The organism is Arthrobacter sp. ISL-30, assembly GCF_018613855.1.
Taxonomy (GTDB): domain Bacteria; phylum Actinomycetota; class Actinomycetes; order Actinomycetales; family Micrococcaceae; genus Arthrobacter.
Genome location: NZ_JAGGPK010000060.1, coordinates 1 through 15432, shown reverse-complemented (window position 1 = coordinate 15432; position 15432 = coordinate 1). Strand labels below are relative to the sequence as shown.

The following is a 15432-nucleotide window of genomic DNA, read 5'->3' as shown; positions in this document are numbered from 1 at the left end:
ACCATTGGCCATTGACACAGGCCTGAGGCAGCTGAGAAGGAGGGCTGATGCGGGCTCCTTCAACACCTGCGAAGGAGAATGCGGCACAGTACCCTTGAAGTAGTCAGAGCTGGCCACTCGTCAAGGATTTTCTTGAAATCGCCTTAAGCAACAACCGACCTTCGATTCGGACCCAGGGCACTTTTGAGCGACTCGTGGTCGTTGGTTCTTGGTGCCGTCCTGATAGGGGACCGGCACGGTTCAAAAAGTTCGTGAGGAGATAAGCGACGCAGGAGCGCCGAGCGGAGCTTTTTGATCCGGTGCCGGCGCGTAGCGCCCTGGTTGCGCGAAGGACCCGCCCAGCGATAATGGGACATCAGGATGACCAGTAGACCATCACTCTCGTGAGGCTTCCCCACATGTACCTTGGCAGGCTCTGCCGGCGGTGGTCACCCCTCAGCGGGGCGTGCCGCCTGCTTGTTTGGTCATGTGAGTTCCCGGCTTTTAGTACATGAAATGTTCAGAAAGGAAGTGAAGCGGCCAGCACGTGGATCACTGATTCAGGCTGATCAGTGATCCACGTGCTCCGTGCACTGGTTTCAGAAGCTGTACGGTCCGAACCTGGCGATCGCGATACCGGCGGCAAGGATGCCAAGGATCATGCTGATGATGACATTGGGGGTTTCCCGGCGTCGGACGTGCGTGATGACGGCTCCGGTCATCAGGAGAAAGAACCCGGCCGCGGCGGTCGGCACCAGGATGGTGGCTATGTTCAGGAGGGCAGGCAGGATCATGCCCACAGCGCCGAGGATTTCGACGACTCCGATCCCCTTGATGGCGCCGTCGGAGAAGTTTTCGACCCAGCCCTGGCCGGAGGCGGCAAGTTTGGCTTTGGGTTGGGCGATTTTCATGGCTCCGGCTGCGAGGAAGAGGAGCGTGAGCAGGGCAGTGATGACCCAAAGGACGATGTTCATAATGTTCTTCTTTCGTGAATCGCGGGTTTTGCTTGGCTGGACGAATAGTTCGCGTGGCCGGCCGGAGGAGCCTTCAGTGTGCTCTGGACGAGTAGGCTGGTTGCTGTGTTGGCGTCCTGAAGATCGGGGCGGTGGCCGCGCTTCCCACCAGTGGTTCATTGCGTCGATCACGAGCTTGCTGGCCAGCGCCTTCCGGGGGATGTTCCGAGAGTTCCCAAGGGCAGAGCGAGGACGACGGCGGAGCCTTCCCGGGCTGCCTGCGTCGCCGTCGCCGGGACTGCCCTAGTCTGATAACCCCGACGCTCGGCCGGATGTGTTCGGGGTTTCCGGACCCGGCGATTAAGACCCGGTAGCCGGCGGCGTCGGTGAGGCGCGCCAGGACGGTGCCCAGTTTGCCGGCCCCTAGGATGCGGATGATGTTTTTCATGCGAGCGCGGGTGCTGCCTGGTCTTGCTCGGCGAGGATTTCGCGGACCAAGGGCACGACTTTGCTGGCGTAGAGTTCCACGGCTTTGAGGCGGGCGCTGATCGGTTGCGCCCCGGAGGTGAAGATCAGATCGAAGCGGCCGACGTCGAGGGAGGAGATCGCACCGGCAATTCTTTTCGCGACCGTCTCCGGGGAGCCGATATACATCGAGCCGTGCCGGATCTCGGCCTCGAATTCCTGGCGGCGGACGGGCGGCCAGCCGCGGAGGGTGCCAATCCGGTCGCGCACGACCTTGTAGTGGGGCCAGAAAATCTCCTTGGCCTGTTCGTCGGTGTCGGCGATGAACCCGGGAGAGTGCATTCCGACCGGCCAGGGGTTGGTTCCGAAATCCTTCGCTGCCCGCTTGTAGAGGTCGATGTAGGGGGCGAACCTGCCGGGTTGGCCGCCTATGATGGCGAGCATGAGCGGGAAACCGTACTTTGCCGTGCGAATGACGGACTGCGGCGAGCCTCCTACCCCCACCCACGTCTTCAGGCCGCCCTCGGTCTTCGGGTAAACATCGGCATTGACCAGGGGAGCGCGGACGGTGCCGCTCCAGGTCACGGGCTCTTCCTTCAGGAGTTGGGCGAAGAGATCGATTTTCTCCTCGAACAGCACGTCGTAGTCGCCCATGTCGTAGCCGAAGAGCGGGAACGACTCGGTGAAAGAACCCCGTCCGAGGATGACTTCGGCGCGCCCGTTCGACAAGGCGTCGAGGGTTGCGAAACGTTCGAAGACCCGCACCGGGTCATCGGAGCTGAGCACGGTGACGCCCGAGCCGAGCCCGATCCGGGAGGTGCGCGTCGCTATGCCGGCAAGAACTGTTTCGGGGGAGGACACCGAGAATTCGGGTCGGTGGTGCTCGCCGACTGTGAAAACGTCAACGCCGAGTTCGTCGGCGATCACCGCCTCGTCGACCAGTTGGCGGATGGCACGGGCGTGGCTGACTGGCGCGCCGGCGTCGTCGGTTGGGACATCGCCGAAGGTGTCCAGCCCGAAGATCACTTCACTCATATGAGCTCCTGTAATTGATATGTCAATGATTGACGTATCAATCATGCGACGAGTATGATTGACATGTCAAGCGAAAGGCCAGGAGTTCATGAATCAGCCCGCCAAGAGTGCCAGGCAAAGTCCCGATCGCAACGAACTGGCGGTGTGGCGCGAGTATGTGGAGACGGCGGAGGCGATCCGTCAGGCCTTGGCGTCGGAACTGCAGTCCAGCTCGGGGGTGTCGCCCGGGGACTATGCAGTACTCCTGGCGCTGAGCGAGGCCGACGGCAGAAGGCTGCGCTCGTCCATTCTGGCGGAGGCCATCGGCTGGGAACGCAGCCGACTGTCCCATCATCTGGGCCGCATGGAAACCCGGGGCCTGATCCGCCGGCACCGGCCCGGAAGTGACAGCCGCGGCGCCGAGGTTGAACTCACCGATGACGGAGCACGGACCTTTAGAAGCTCATCAGCCTCGCACCTGCGCCTGGTCCGCAGGCTCTTCATCGACGCCCTGACAGCCGAGGAGCTCGACGCCACCCGCGAAGTCGCCAGCAGCCTGCGCCGCCACTTGAAGGAAATCTCCACCACCAACTGACCGGAATAGAGGGTGGGTACCTTGCCCGTGGCTTAGATGAGCGCCGGTCGATCGAAGCTGAACAGGCTAACGATGGCCAAGTCTGGGTGTCTTTCGCCGAGTCCAATGAACTGTGCGTAATTCAGCAGTCCTACATTGTCGCGGAAGTCCGTAGCTGGACGGCACACAGGAACGTGATTTCTGTGGGATCTACTGATTGGCCGTTGAGCAGTCACATCATGGGCTTATAGTGTTCCCGGCCGAAGTGCCGAGTTATGAACACATATGATCGCTCCGTCCGCGGTTCTATGGCGTAGCGTGCACCTCCGTAAAACAGGCGGCCACATCACGGTTCGATGCTGCCGGGGCGGACCGTATCGTGCAGGACACGACGCCGCTCCCGTACCCTTTCACCACTGGTGGCCAGCTGCTGGAGCACTGCCGCCGGGAGGGGGCCTGTGGATCAGTGACATCATGCTCAGGAACGAGCTCTCCTGGGGAACTGAGGAGGAACTGCGCAGCGAACTCCTGCACGTTTGGTCCGTCATGAAGGGATGCGTGCGCAACGGCTGCGAACGCACCGAACCGGTCCTGCCCGGTGGTCTCCGTGTCCCGCGACGCGCCCCCAAGCTGCATACCGAGCTGTCGGCAAGCACAGAGGAAACGGACCCGATGCGGCCATGGATTGGGTGAACCTGTTCGCCCTCGCGGTCAACGAGGAGAACACCTCCGGCGACCGCATCGTCAACGCCCACCAACGGCGCAGCCGGCATCGTTCCAGCAGTGCTGCATTACTACGAGAAATTCATCTCCGGAGCCAACGACGACGGTGTGGTGCGGAGTTGGCAGAGGAGAATGCTTCTTCTCAAGCCAAACTCCCGGAATAGCTCTCCAGCGGTAGGAACACGTTTTGTGTCCGACGCGTCCATCCGCGCTTCCCTGCCCGAGTACCCTTCCTTGGAGCATATCCGGACGGCTCAGGGCAGGGGTTTCGGGCGCCATGGGAGGCCAGGAGGCAGGCACGGGTTTGGCGCCTGCCTCCTTATTCCCTGAGGCTACGCTTTAGTCAGAACCGGCGAATCCAATGGGGGTTCAGCCATAGCGTCGGAGTACTGGGAATGGGCACCAGCCCGGCGTTCTTTAAGGAAGTACACGAGCCCGGCGGCGATTGTCGAGGCCGCGGCCAGGGCGAACAACCCGGGAATGACGCTCCCCGTCTGTTCCTTGATGATCCCGAAGCCGAAGGGTGCCACGAACCCGCCCAGGTTGCCCAGCGAGTTGATGATGGCGATGGCCGGGGCGAGGACCAAGGGGTGCAGCCCGGACTGGGGGATGGTCCAGAAGAGCGGCGAAGCGCTCTTGAATCCCATGGCGGCGATGGCCAGGAACACCAGGGCCAGGACTGGTGAGGCGAGGGCAGCCGCGAGGGTGCCGACGGCGGCCACCAGGAGTGCGGCCACCAACAGCGGGCGCTTGGACTTGGCCCTGTCCTGCCACTTTGCGGCATAGTACATGGCGACGACGGCACAGATCCAGGGAATGGAGGAGAGGAATCCGACGCTCAAGTCCGTGGTGCCGGGGATTTGCTTGATGATGCTAGGCAGCCAGAAGGTGTTGGCGTAGATCGACAACTGGACTGAGAAGTAGATGCCGCAGAGCAGCAGGATCTGGGGGTTCAGGAGCATCTTCCAGCGGTTGAGCTTGCTGCCCTTGTTGCCTGCGTGCTGGGCGTCCTCGGCCTCAATGGCGCGCGTGAGCGCGACCTTTTCCGCGGCAGTCAGCCATTTGGCGTCGGAGATCTTCGCATCGAGCAGGAAGAACACGGTGAAGCCCACCGCCACGGACAGCAGGCCTTCGAAGCCGAAGAGCCACTGCCAGCCCCTGAAGCCGAGGGCTCCATGGAGGCTCAACAGCAACCCTGCGATGGGGCCCGAGATGGCGGCAGCCACCGAGGATCCTGCTATGAAGAGGGCCGTTGCCTTGCCCCGTTGGCCTGCCGGGACCCAGCGGGCGAAGTAGAAGATGACGGCGGGAAAGAAGCCCGCCTCCGCGGCGCCCAACAGGAAGCGCAGCAGGTAGAACATCACTTCGTTCTGCACGAACGCCATCAGGAAGGACACGATGCCCCAGCTGATCATGATCCGGGTCAGCCAGATCTTAGCGCCGTACTTCTCCATCATCACGTTGCTGGGCAGTTCGAAGATGGCGTAGGCAACAAAGAACAGGCCGGCTCCGAAGCCGTAGGCTGCAGCGCCAATGCCGACGTCGGCCTGTAGGTGGTCCTGGGCGTAGCCGATGTTGGACCGGTTTAGCTGGTTGCATACGAGCATGACCAGCATGATGGGTAGCACGCGCTTGAAGAACTTCCTGGTGGCGTGCGCCAGGTCCGTGACAGCGATGTCTACAGACTGCATGGATATTTCCTTTGAATAGGGAGGGCAGGTCGGCTGCTGGCGGGCGCGGGATTATGGCCTCTGCCACAGCGATCCCTACTACTGTAAGCGGGGGTGGTGATGCTGGTCCAACACAGATAATGAATCACCGGATACCTTCAGGGAATGAATTCCGGTTCCTTCAGCCGAGCACCGAGGCGACGACGAGCAGCGCAGCGACGCTGAGCACGGTGGTGCAAAGGATGACGTCGCGGGCCACCGTCATGCCCCGGCCATATGGCGAGGCGAACAGGAAGACGTTCTGCGCCGTCGGGAGGGCGGCCATGATCACGTTGGCCAGGAGGTGCTGGCCCTCCAGCCCGAAAACGAAGTGGCCCAGGACCCAGACAATGGCGGGCATTCCTGCGATTTTGAGGAACGTGGCCACGAGCGTTTCCGTCCGCCCGTCGTTGCGCTGCAAGGGTGCACGGCCAGCCAGCGACAGCCCGAAGGCAAGGAGCACCATGGGAACTGCTGCCCCGGCCAGCATGTCGATTGGCTTTTGCGCGAGTTCTGGTGCCGTCCAGTCGGTCAGCGCGACGGCGGCCCCCAGCCCGGAGGCAATGATCATCGGATTCGCGAACGGCTGCGCCAAGAGCCGTTTCCATGAAATCCGGGAGCCTCCTGCCAGGCCCAGAACGGTGAGGTAGAAGGGCGCCAGGACCAGGATCTTCACCAGCAGCACCGGTGCCACGTGCTGGGCGGTTCCGACTGCGTAGAGGGAAACGGGGATGCCGATGTTGTTGGCGTTGGCGTAGCTGCTGGCCATGGCTCCGACGGCGGTTTCGGCCACCGGACGGCGGAAGAACAGGAAGCTGAGGAGGCAATAGAAAAGCCCCACTACCGCTGCTGAGAGCAGCGCCAGCGGGGCATCGGTTCCAAGCGCCGCCCGGATGTCGCTTTCTGCCACGACGGTGTAGAGGAGGGCAGGATTGGTGATGTAGAAGGCCGTACGCGTTAGGGCGCCCTGAATCTCGGGGCCGAGGATCTTTAGTCTTGCAGCGAGGTAGCCGACGGCGGTGACTGTGGAGACGATGAGTATTCCGGAGACAACGCCGAGCACTCTGCGCCCTTCTATGTAGCTGTAAAGGTGATGGTGTTCCGCACGGCCGTCTCCCGTTGCGCGAGGAGGGGCGGCCGTGCGGAAGTTGTAGCGGCCGGTAATTAACGCACCAGGCAGGGCCGCTTCGGGTCGAAGGACCAGCCCTCGATGTAGTACTGCATGCCGATGCTGTCGTCGCGGGCATCGAGGCCATGCTCAAGGTAGAGCTGGTGTGCCTTGTCCAGGGCGTCGCGGTCCAGTTCGATGCCGAGTCCAGGTGCATCCGGCACGTCAATGGAGCCGTCCTTGATCTTCAGCGGTTTTTTGGTGAGGCCTTGGCCGTCCTGCCAGATCCAGTGTGTGTCCAGTGCCGTGATTTCGCCGGGAGCCGCTGCGCCGGTGTGGGTGAACATGGCCAGCGAGATATCGAAGTGGTTGTTCGAGTGCGATCCCCAGGTGAGGCCGAACTCGTGGCACAGTTGTGCGACGCGAACGGAGCCGTGCATGGTCCAGAAGTGCGGGTCCGCGAGGGGAATGTCGACGGCGTTGCTGCGGATAGCGTGGGACATTTCCCGCCAGTCCGTGGCTATCATGTTGGTCGCGGTCTTGAGGCCAGTTGCGCGTCGGAATTCGGCCATGACTTCCCGACCGGAGAAGCGGCCTTCCGCGCCGCACGGATCCTCGGCATAGGCAACTACTCCCTGCATCCGCTTACCCAGGCGAATGGCTTCCTCGAGTAGCCAGCCCCCATTGGGATCGAGCGTGACCCTGGCGTCCGGGAAGCGCTTGGCCAGGGCAGTGACAACGTCCACTTCATCATCCCCGGACAGGACGCCGCCCTTGAGCTTGAAGTCGCTGAACCCGTAGCGTTCCTGCGCTGCTTCAGCCAGCGCCACTACTGCTTCGGGGGTCATGGCCTCCTGGCGGCGAAGCCTTTCCCAACGGTCCGACGGCGCGTCCTCCACGAGGTACGGAAGGTCGGTCCGCTTGTGGTCGCCAATGAAAAACAAGTAGCCGAGCATGGGCACGGAAGTGCGCTGCTGGCCGTCGCCGAGCAGCTCGGCGACCGGAACTTCAAGGTACTGGCCGTGCAGGTCCAGCAGGGCGGATTCGACGGCGGTGACGGCGTGGACCGTAGTGCGTAGGTCGAACGTCTGGAGGCCACGACCACCGGCGTCCCGATCCGCGAATTCCGCGGCTATCTCGCGCAGCAGCGAGTGGTAACGGGCAACACGCTGGCCCGTGATCAGGGTTCCGGCTTCTTCGATGGTGGTTCGGATCTTTTCGCCGCCGGGCACCTCGCCTAGTCCGGTACGTCCTTCAGAGTCCGTGATGATGGCGATGTTGCGGGTGAAGAAGGGCCCGTGGGCGCCGCTGAGGTTCATCAGCATGCTGTCGTGCCCGGCGACCGGAACGACTTCCACGCGGGCGATGGTTGGCTGGCCGGTCATGCGTTGACCTCTGCTTTCTCGTAGTCGCCTGCCACAGGGGAATGTGCCAGGACAAGGTCTCCGTCGATCCGGCGGTTGAGCTGCCAGGGGTTTGCATCCTGCAGGGCTGCTGGCAGCAGTTCCTGCGGCAGGTTCTGGTAGGCCACCGGGCGCAGGAAGCGGTTGATGGCAAGCGTACCGACGGAGGTTGTGCGCGTGTCCGATGTTGCCGGGAAGGGGCCGCCGTGAACCATGGCATGACCGACCTCCACGCCGGTAGGCCAGCCGTTGACAATGATGCGTCCCACCTTCTGTTCCAGTGCCGGGAGCAGGAGGGACGCCGTCGGGTAGTCCTCTTCGGTGAGCTGCAGTGACGCGGTGAGCTGGCCTTCGATCCGTTGGGTCGCCGCGATCAGTTCCTCGGCAGTTGAGTAGCGGACGATAAGGCTGGCGGCGCCGAAGATTTCGGCATGCAGCACCTGGTTGCTGATGAAGGTGCCGATCTCGGTGCCGAAGATGGTGGGAGCCGGGGCGTTCTCGGTGGACCCTGGTGTGCCCTGTCCGATGACCTCGACGCCTGATTCGCCCCCAAGCGCCGTGGTCCCGGCGTTCCAGGATGAAGCGATCCCCTCGGTCAGCATGGTCTGCCCGGCGCAGGATGCAACGGCACGGGCGACGGCGGCTGCGAGTTTGTCACCTGCCTCGCCAGCGGGTACGAACAGCAGGCCAGGGGACGTACACAGCTGCCCCGAGCTGCCGGTGACGGCAGTAACGTATTGCTGCGCCAAGGCATCGACCTTACCCTTGAGGGCGCCGGGGAAGACAAAGACCGGGTTGAGGGAGGACATTTCGGCGTACACGGGAATCGGCTCCCGGCGTGCCGCAGCCGTGCGCATGAGCGCAATGCCGGCGCTTTGCGAACCGGTGAAGCCCACGGCCTTGATGGCGGGATCCGAAACCAGGGCCTGGCCGATGCTGCGGCCCGGTCCATAGATCAGGGAAAATACGCCCGGGTGAAGGCCATAGTCCTGGACGGCCTTGGTGATGGCCCGGCCGACGAGTTCGCTGGTGCCCGGGTGGGCGTTGTGGGCCTTGAAGACTACTGGACAACCGGCGGCGAGGGCGGATGCAGTGTCTCCTCCCGCCGTCGAGAAGGCCAGCGGGAAGTTGCTGGCACCGAAGACGGCCACGGGCCCCAAGGGGATCTGGCGTTGACGGATGTCGGCACGGGGGAGAGGGGTGCGTTCCGGCAGCGCCGGGTCGAACCGCGCGCCGCGGAAATCGCCTTGGCGGACCACCTTCGCGAAAAGGCGCAACTGGCCGGTAGTGCGTGCCCGTTCTCCTTGAAGCCGGGCGGCGGGCAGGCCGGTTTCCTGGCCGGCACGGACGATTAGTTCGTCGCCGATGGCTTCGATGTTGTCCGCGATGACGTCCAGGAATGCTGCGTGGGTTTCGGGGTCGAGTGTGCTGAAGGAGGCGTAGGCCTCGGCAGCAGCGGATGTTGCGGCCTTGAGCTGTGCTTCGGTGATCAACGAGTAGGCGGGTTCAAGCTGTTCATTGGTGGCGGGGTTGAAGCCGAAGGCAGCCTTGCCTTCGCCAACGACCGGCCGCCCGGCGATCAGGGAGTGTCCGGTGAGGGTCACGGTGCTTCCTCCTGGAAACGTGGATTTGGAGAAGGGGCGGATCAGGAAACGGTGGCGATGAGGGCCTTGAGGTCGGCAAGGTCCCGGGGCGCCAAATTCTGAAGCGGGGGACGGACACCGCCAGCGGTGCGGCCGATCGCGTCAAGGCCCCCCTTGACGATGGACACGGCATAGCCCTTTACGCGGTCGCGAATGTCCAAGTAGGGAATGACGAAGTCGTTGAGCTTCTTGTTAATGGCTGCACGGTCGTTGTTGCGGACGTCCTGGTAGAAGTCCAGGGCGAACTGGGGCACGAAGTTGTACATGGCACTGGAGTAAGTGCTCATGCCCAACTGGAGCAACGGGAGGGCGAAGGTCTCGGCCGTTGGCAGCCCGCCCAAGTAAAAGAGGCGGTCGCCGAGCCTGGCGTAGACGCGGGCATCGTGCTCGAGGTCGCCCAAGCCGTCCTTGAATCCAATGAGGTTCGCGTGCCGTTCTGCCAGGGTGGCGACGGTCGTGTCTTTGTAGATGGCGTTGGCGCGGTTGTAGATGATGACACCCAGGGACGTGGCGTTGCAGACGGCACTGACATGCTCGATCAGGCCACCCTGGTCAGCCTCGGTGAGGTACGGCGGCAGCAGCAGAATACCCTCGGCCCCCGCAGCTTCTGCTGCCCGGGCGTTTTCAATGGCCTGGGCGGTGGAACCGCCAGCCGAGGCCAGGACCGGAACAATTTTGCCCACTTCCTCGACGGCGGCGCGGACCACGCGCTCGGATTCGGCGGGGGTGAGGGAGAAGCCCTCACCGGTTCCGCCCGCGGCGAAGAGCCCGGCCACCGGGAAGCTGGCCTGCCAGGCAAGGTGCTTGCGGTAGTTCTCCTCATCGAACTGCAGATCGGCGTCGAACGATGTTACGGGGAACGAAAGTAGCCCCTCCTTGAGGATGTTTGCCAGTTCCTGGGGTGTGTGCTTTGCCACGATGTGGTCCTCCGGATGTGCGCCGTCTTCGGCGGGATAGTGGGGGTGGTTCCTTCCCAGATTAGGACCGCGTCTGATGCCTGTCTAAGTGCTTTTTTATATGCATTGATACCTTAGGGGCATCACTAGTGTCGTGCGTCCCTTCGAGGTGGGGCAGTGTCATTCCATGGAGAATTCGATGTCGCGCAGCAGCCTGGCAAGGGCAGGGTTCTCCACCTTGCGGTTCCAAATCGCGTGGAGCTCCACAGCTTCGTTATCGCCTCCCTGCAAAGGCAGGAACCGGACCCCCTGAATGCCCAGGAAGGTCGCTGAGTGGGGCACGAAGGCAACCCCGCGCTTGGCGGCCACGAGGGACACCATCGTGAGGATCTGGCTGACCGTGTGCACCACATTGCTGTGGCTGATCGGAAGCGCGCGGACCACGAGGTCGTAGAAGTAGCGTGCCTGCGTCGGTGAATGCATGATCAGGGGCTCGTCCTTGAAGTCCTCGGCACGGACTTCCCGGTTGAGTTCGGTCAGCGGGTGGTTTTCCGGAACGGCGAGCATCATGGATTCGCTGTAGAGCAGGTGTGAATCAAAAACTTCGTCATTGAAAGGAGGCCTGGCCAAGCCAAGGTCCAGCTCTCCGGTCAGGAGACCGCTGATCTGTTCGCCGGTGACCAGTTCCTGGAGATCGATGTCGACGTCGGGCAGGATTCCCGAGATCTCTTCCAGCAGCGGTCCCAGAATGCTCAAGCCGCTCGCGGCGGTGAATCCAATCCGAAGAAGGCCTGACCGGCCGGAAGCAATGCGCCTGGCCGTTACCGGGGCGCGGTCCGCAAGGGCCATCAGCCGCCTGGCCTCCTCAAGGAACGCCTGCCCTGCGTGCGTTAACTGGACCTTCCTGTTGTCCCGCTCAAGCAGTTCAGCCCCGACGATCTTCTCCAGCCTCTGGATCTGCCGGCTTAGCGGGGGCTGTGTCATATTGAGGCGCTCAGCGGCGCGCCCGAAGTGAAGTTCTTCGGCCACAGCGATGAAGCCTGCCAGTTGGTCAAAAGTAAACATGGTGCCTTTACTCAAAAGTAAAAATGATGCCTCTACGGTATCATCCGATGCAATTTTGGGCTTGGACGCGCATCATAGCTGCTCTCTACACTCGACAAAGCGGACCCGGCGTGAGCCGGTTCACACGATTTTCGGGCCACCAACGCCCGGAGTGCCAACAAGGAGTTCCAATGATGCACTTCCCCTCACGCCGCGCCGTCCTCGGAGCCGCGTCGGCCATAACCCTCCTGGCCCTGACCGCCTGCGGCAATGTCGCAGGTGGCGCCACGAATACCGCCAAGTACCCCAACGGGCCTGTCACGATTACCGTCGGCCAAGCGGCCGGCGGCAGCACCGACCTGATTGCCCGTGCCGTTGCCGAATCGGCCAGCAAGACCCTCGGCGCCCCGATGCCCGTCGTCAACAAGCCTGGGGCCAACGGCGCCCTCGCCACCAAGGAGGTGGCGGGCAAGCCGGCCGACGGCCAGAACCTGCTGCTGCTCACCGCGTCCCTTATTACCATCACTCCGCTAGCCGTGACGCCCGAGGAAGCCGTCAACCTCGACGACCTGGACATCATCGCGGGCCTGTCACAGGACGACTACGTCCTGGTTGCCAGCAAGGGTTCCGGCTTCAACAACATCACGGATGTCACCGGCGCTGGACGCAACATCACCTTCGGCACCACCGGCGTCGGTACCGGCAGCCAGCTCGCCCAAACGGTCCTGTTCAAGCAGGCCAATGTGAAGGGCACCGACGTTCCCTTCGACAGCGGCAAGCCCGCCCTCACCGCAGTGCTGGGCAACCAGGTTGAGTTGGCCACCATCCAATTGGGTGAAGCCATGCCGCAGATCGAAGCCGGCAAGGTGACACCGCTCCTGGTCTTCTCCGAAGAACGCAACTCCTTCCTTCCGGACGTTCCCACGGCCAAGGAATCCGGTTACGACGTACCCGTAGCGCAGTATCGTGCGGTCGCGGCTCCAAAAGGCACGCCCCAGGATGTGAAGGACAAGCTGTACGCAGCCCTGCAGGAGACCTTCAAGTCCGACGCCTACAAGGAGTTCAACAAGAAGAACATGCTGAGCCCCAAGGAAATCCCGGGCGAGGAGGTCATGACGCAGTGGAAGGACTACGCCGCGAAGTACAAGTCCCTCGTTGAGAAGTACGACATCAGCCTCAGCGGGACGAAGTGATTCCAATGAAGGCAATAAACCCGATGCCCGGCGGAGGGGACAGCGTCAGGGCCGTTCCCGCCGTCGGGGTCGGCCCCAAAGGAGCCGATGACGGCGGAGCGGACTTCACCCCCGAACAGCTCGCCGCCCAGTGGGAAGAGGACAAGCCGCCCGCGGCCGGGCCCTTGGCCAATGCGGCCTCCTCCCTGGTGGTGCTCGGCGCCGGCATCGGTGCGGTGGCGCTGTCCCTGGCCATGGGCCTGGGAACCCCTGCGGCGCCTCAGCCGGGGCTGTGGCCGTTCCTAATTAGCTGTGTTCTGGTCGCCCTTGGGGCTTTCCAGCTGGTCATCGGCAGACACAACCGCGACGCCGAGAAGTTCACCCGGATGTCCCTTGCGCCGCTGACCGGACTGGTGACCCTCGCGGCGATGGTCGCGCTGATGCCCCTGATCGGTTTTGAAATTCCTGCCTTGGTGCTCTGCATCATCTGGATGCGGTTCCTGGGCAGCGAGACCTGGCGTTCAACCCTCCTGGTCAGTGCAATCGTCGTGGCTGCGTTCTACGGCATCTTCGTCCTGGCGCTCAACACGTCCATTCCCCACCTCTTCTAGGAGAACACCGTGGATTTCCTGAATCCCGTGATCAACGGATTCGCCGTCGTCCTGGAGCCGATGAACCTCCTGTACTGCCTGATCGGTGTGCTGATCGGCATGTTGATTGGCGTGCTGCCCGGATTGGGGCCCGCGGCAACCATCGCCATCCTCCTTCCGCTGACCTATAACGTCGAGCCCGTTACCGCCATCATCATGCTGGCCGGCATCTTCTACGGCGCCCAGTACGGCGGCACCATCACCTCGGTGCTCCTCCGGCTCCCGGGCGAGGCGTCGTCTGTGGTCACGGTCTTTGACGGCTACCAGTTGGCCAGGCAGGGCAAAGCCGGCACGGCACTCGGTCTGGCAGCCATCGGTTCCTTCACCGGAGGCACCGCCGCGATCATCGGCCTGACCTTCCTGGCCCCCGTTGTGGCCAGCTTCGCGCTGGACTTCGGCGCGCCGGAATACACCGCCCTGGCCATGCTTGGCATCCTGCTCGTGGCCACCATCAGCAGCGGAGCCAAGGCCAAGGCACTCATCGCCGGAGCCATCGGGCTGCTGCTGGCCACGGTCGGACGGGATGTCTTTACCGGCGAAAACCGCTTCACTTTCGGCAGCCTGGAGCTTGCCGACGGTATTGACTTCGTTCCCATCGCCATGGGCATCTTCGGCCTCGGCGAAATCCTCTACAACCTCGAGGAGCGCCACCGGGCGGCAAAAGCGCCGTCCGCCCTCGCGAATGTTTGGCCCTCCCGGAAGGACCTTAGGCAGGCCTCCGGCTCCATCGGCCGCGGCTCAGTACTGGGCTTCTTCCTGGGCATCCTTCCCGGAGGTGGTGCAACGATTGCTTCCATGGCGTCCTACGCCATGGAGAAGAAGCGCGCCAAGCAGCCCGAACGCTTCGGCAAGGGCGCTCCGGAAGGGGTTGCCGGGCCTGAAACTGCCAACAACGCCGCGGCGACGTCGTCATTCATCCCGCTGCTGACCCTCGGCATCCCGGCAAATGCCACGATGGCCCTCATGTTCGGCGCCCTGCTCATCCAGGGTGTGACACCTGGGCCGCAACTGGTGGAGCAGGAACCCGACCTCTTCTGGGGCGTGGTGAACTCCATGTACATCGGCAACATCCTGCTGCTCATCATGAGCCTGCCGCTGGTAGGGATCTTCGTGAAAATCCTCCGGGTCCGGGCAGCCATCCTCGCCCCGATCACAGCCCTCATCACCCTGCTCGGCGCCTACACCATCAACAACAGCATGTTCGACGTCACACTCGTTGTGGTGTTCGGTGTGGTGGGCTACCTGATGAAGAAGTTCGGCTTCGAAGCCGGGCCACTGGTCCTGGCCTTCGTGCTCGGCTCCCTGCTGGAAAGTTCGCTCAGGCGTTCCCTGCTGGTCTTCGGCGGCGATCCGCTGGGCTTCTTTACCCGCCCCATCTCCGCAACCCTGCTCATCGTGTTCGTGCTGGTGGCCCTGCTGCCCGGCATCCGTATCATGCTCAGCAAGCGCAAGGCATCCGCGGCAGAGGCCGCCTCAGACACCAAAATCAAGGAGACGGTATGAGCATCATTGTTGGCTTCGTTCCCACCCCCGCAGGGGAGGCCGCCCTGGCTGCGGGCATCGCGGAAGCGCAGCTAAGGAACCAAGACCTGGTGATCGTCAACTCGGCTCGGGAGGGTGCCTTGGTGGACAAGGCCGTGGCTCCCTCGGATGTCCTGTCACGGGCCGCACAGCGGGCCGGTGAAGCCGGAGTGAACGCAACAGTCATCCAACCGTCCTACCAGCATGACCTTGCAGATGAATTCCTTGATGTGGCCCGGGAAGTCGATGCTTCCCTCATCGTCATTGGGCTGCGGCACCGAACCCAGGTGGGGAAGTTCATCCTCGGCAGCCACGCCCAGCGCATCCTCATGCAGGCCGACCGGCCGGTTCTCGCCGTCAAGGCCGACGGCGGCGGTCGCTTCTAGTACTACAGTCGCGGTTATTTTGTCGTCCATCGGCGTTTTAACCGCCTTCCTGCGGGTGGGCGTGTTAATCCTTGGCGGTGGGCGATGATATTTGTGTGGCAGACGTACAGGAATGGGCCGATGGACTGGCGGAGATCGGGGATCTGGTCGGGGCCAGGTTCGCCCGTTCAGAACCGCGGGCGAACGCTGTTG

13 protein-coding genes and 1 pseudogene are annotated in these 15432 nt (G+C 63.0%); 6 read left to right on the top strand and 8 right to left on the bottom strand.

Features of this window, described 5'->3' with window-relative positions:
• Nucleotides 1–578 precede the first annotated feature (578 nt).
• Nucleotides 579–953, bottom strand: a complete 375-nt coding sequence (locus tag J7E82_RS19530; RefSeq protein WP_214865683.1) for a DoxX family protein — start codon at nucleotides 951–953, stop codon at nucleotides 579–581.
• 423 nt (nucleotides 954–1376) lie between these two features.
• A complete protein-coding gene (locus J7E82_RS19525; RefSeq protein ID WP_214865681.1) occupies nucleotides 1377–2432 on the bottom strand; it encodes an LLM class flavin-dependent oxidoreductase in 1056 nt (351 codons plus the stop codon).
• An 88-nt stretch (nucleotides 2433–2520) separates the two neighbouring features.
• Here J7E82_RS19525 and J7E82_RS19520 point away from each other — a divergent pair, with 88 nt between their 5' ends.
• Together J7E82_RS19520 and J7E82_RS19515 are read left to right on the top strand one after the other, a co-directional pair.
• Entirely contained in the window at nucleotides 2521–3006 is a 486-nt protein-coding gene (locus tag J7E82_RS19520; RefSeq protein WP_214865679.1) for a MarR family winged helix-turn-helix transcriptional regulator, read from the top strand.
• A gap of 334 nt (nucleotides 3007–3340) precedes the next feature.
• Nucleotides 3341–3915 (top strand): annotated as a pseudogene (locus J7E82_RS19515) (L-serine ammonia-lyase, iron-sulfur-dependent, subunit alpha); the annotation flags it as partial.
• A 125-nt stretch (nucleotides 3916–4040) separates the two neighbouring features.
• Here J7E82_RS19515 and J7E82_RS19510 read toward each other — a convergent pair.
• The 6 genes from J7E82_RS19510 to J7E82_RS19485 form a co-directional block, all read right to left on the bottom strand.
• On the bottom strand, nucleotides 4041–5399 hold the full coding sequence (locus J7E82_RS19510; RefSeq protein WP_251042164.1) for an MFS transporter: 1359 nt from the start codon (nucleotides 5397–5399) through the stop codon (nucleotides 4041–4043).
• A 160-nt stretch (nucleotides 5400–5559) separates the two neighbouring features.
• Nucleotides 5560–6480 carry an AEC family transporter gene (locus J7E82_RS19505; protein ID WP_214865677.1) on the bottom strand — a complete coding sequence of 307 codons (921 nt, stop codon included), beginning with the start codon at nucleotides 6478–6480 and terminating at the stop codon, nucleotides 5560–5562.
• A gap of 101 nt (nucleotides 6481–6581) precedes the next feature.
• Nucleotides 6582–7910 (bottom strand): enolase C-terminal domain-like protein, encoded by a 1329-nt coding sequence (locus J7E82_RS19500; RefSeq protein ID WP_214865675.1) that lies wholly within the window; start codon nucleotides 7908–7910, stop codon nucleotides 6582–6584.
• Entirely contained in the window at nucleotides 7907–9532 is a 1626-nt protein-coding gene (locus J7E82_RS19495) for an aldehyde dehydrogenase (NADP(+)) (protein WP_214865674.1), read from the bottom strand. The genes J7E82_RS19500 and J7E82_RS19495 overlap by 4 nt, the downstream gene beginning before the upstream one ends.
• 41 nt (nucleotides 9533–9573) lie before the next feature.
• Nucleotides 9574–10488: a 5-dehydro-4-deoxyglucarate dehydratase gene (kdgD, locus tag J7E82_RS19490; protein WP_214865672.1), complete on the bottom strand. Its 915-nt coding sequence runs from the start codon at nucleotides 10486–10488 to the stop codon at nucleotides 9574–9576.
• A gap of 159 nt (nucleotides 10489–10647) precedes the next feature.
• On the bottom strand, nucleotides 10648–11532 hold the full coding sequence (locus tag J7E82_RS19485; RefSeq protein ID WP_214865670.1) for a LysR family transcriptional regulator: 885 nt from the start codon (nucleotides 11530–11532) through the stop codon (nucleotides 10648–10650).
• A gap of 170 nt (nucleotides 11533–11702) precedes the next feature.
• Between J7E82_RS19485 and J7E82_RS19480 the strand changes: the two genes are divergently transcribed.
• The 4 genes from J7E82_RS19480 to J7E82_RS19465 are packed head-to-tail and all read left to right on the top strand — an operon-like array spanning nucleotide 11703 to nucleotide 15240.
• Nucleotides 11703–12704: a tripartite tricarboxylate transporter substrate binding protein gene (locus tag J7E82_RS19480; RefSeq protein WP_214865668.1), complete on the top strand. Its 1002-nt coding sequence runs from the start codon at nucleotides 11703–11705 to the stop codon at nucleotides 12702–12704.
• 5 nt (nucleotides 12705–12709) lie between these two features.
• Nucleotides 12710–13294, top strand: coding sequence for a tripartite tricarboxylate transporter TctB family protein (locus tag J7E82_RS19475; protein ID WP_251042163.1), 585 nt, complete (start codon nucleotides 12710–12712; stop codon nucleotides 13292–13294).
• 9 nt (nucleotides 13295–13303) lie between these two features.
• Entirely contained in the window at nucleotides 13304–14836 is a 1533-nt protein-coding gene (locus tag J7E82_RS19470; protein ID WP_214865666.1) for a tripartite tricarboxylate transporter permease, read from the top strand.
• Nucleotides 14833–15240 (top strand): universal stress protein, encoded by a 408-nt coding sequence (locus J7E82_RS19465; protein ID WP_214865665.1) that lies wholly within the window; start codon nucleotides 14833–14835, stop codon nucleotides 15238–15240. Before J7E82_RS19470 ends, J7E82_RS19465 begins: the two co-directional genes overlap by 4 nt.
• The last annotated feature ends 192 nt before the right edge of the window (nucleotides 15241–15432 follow it).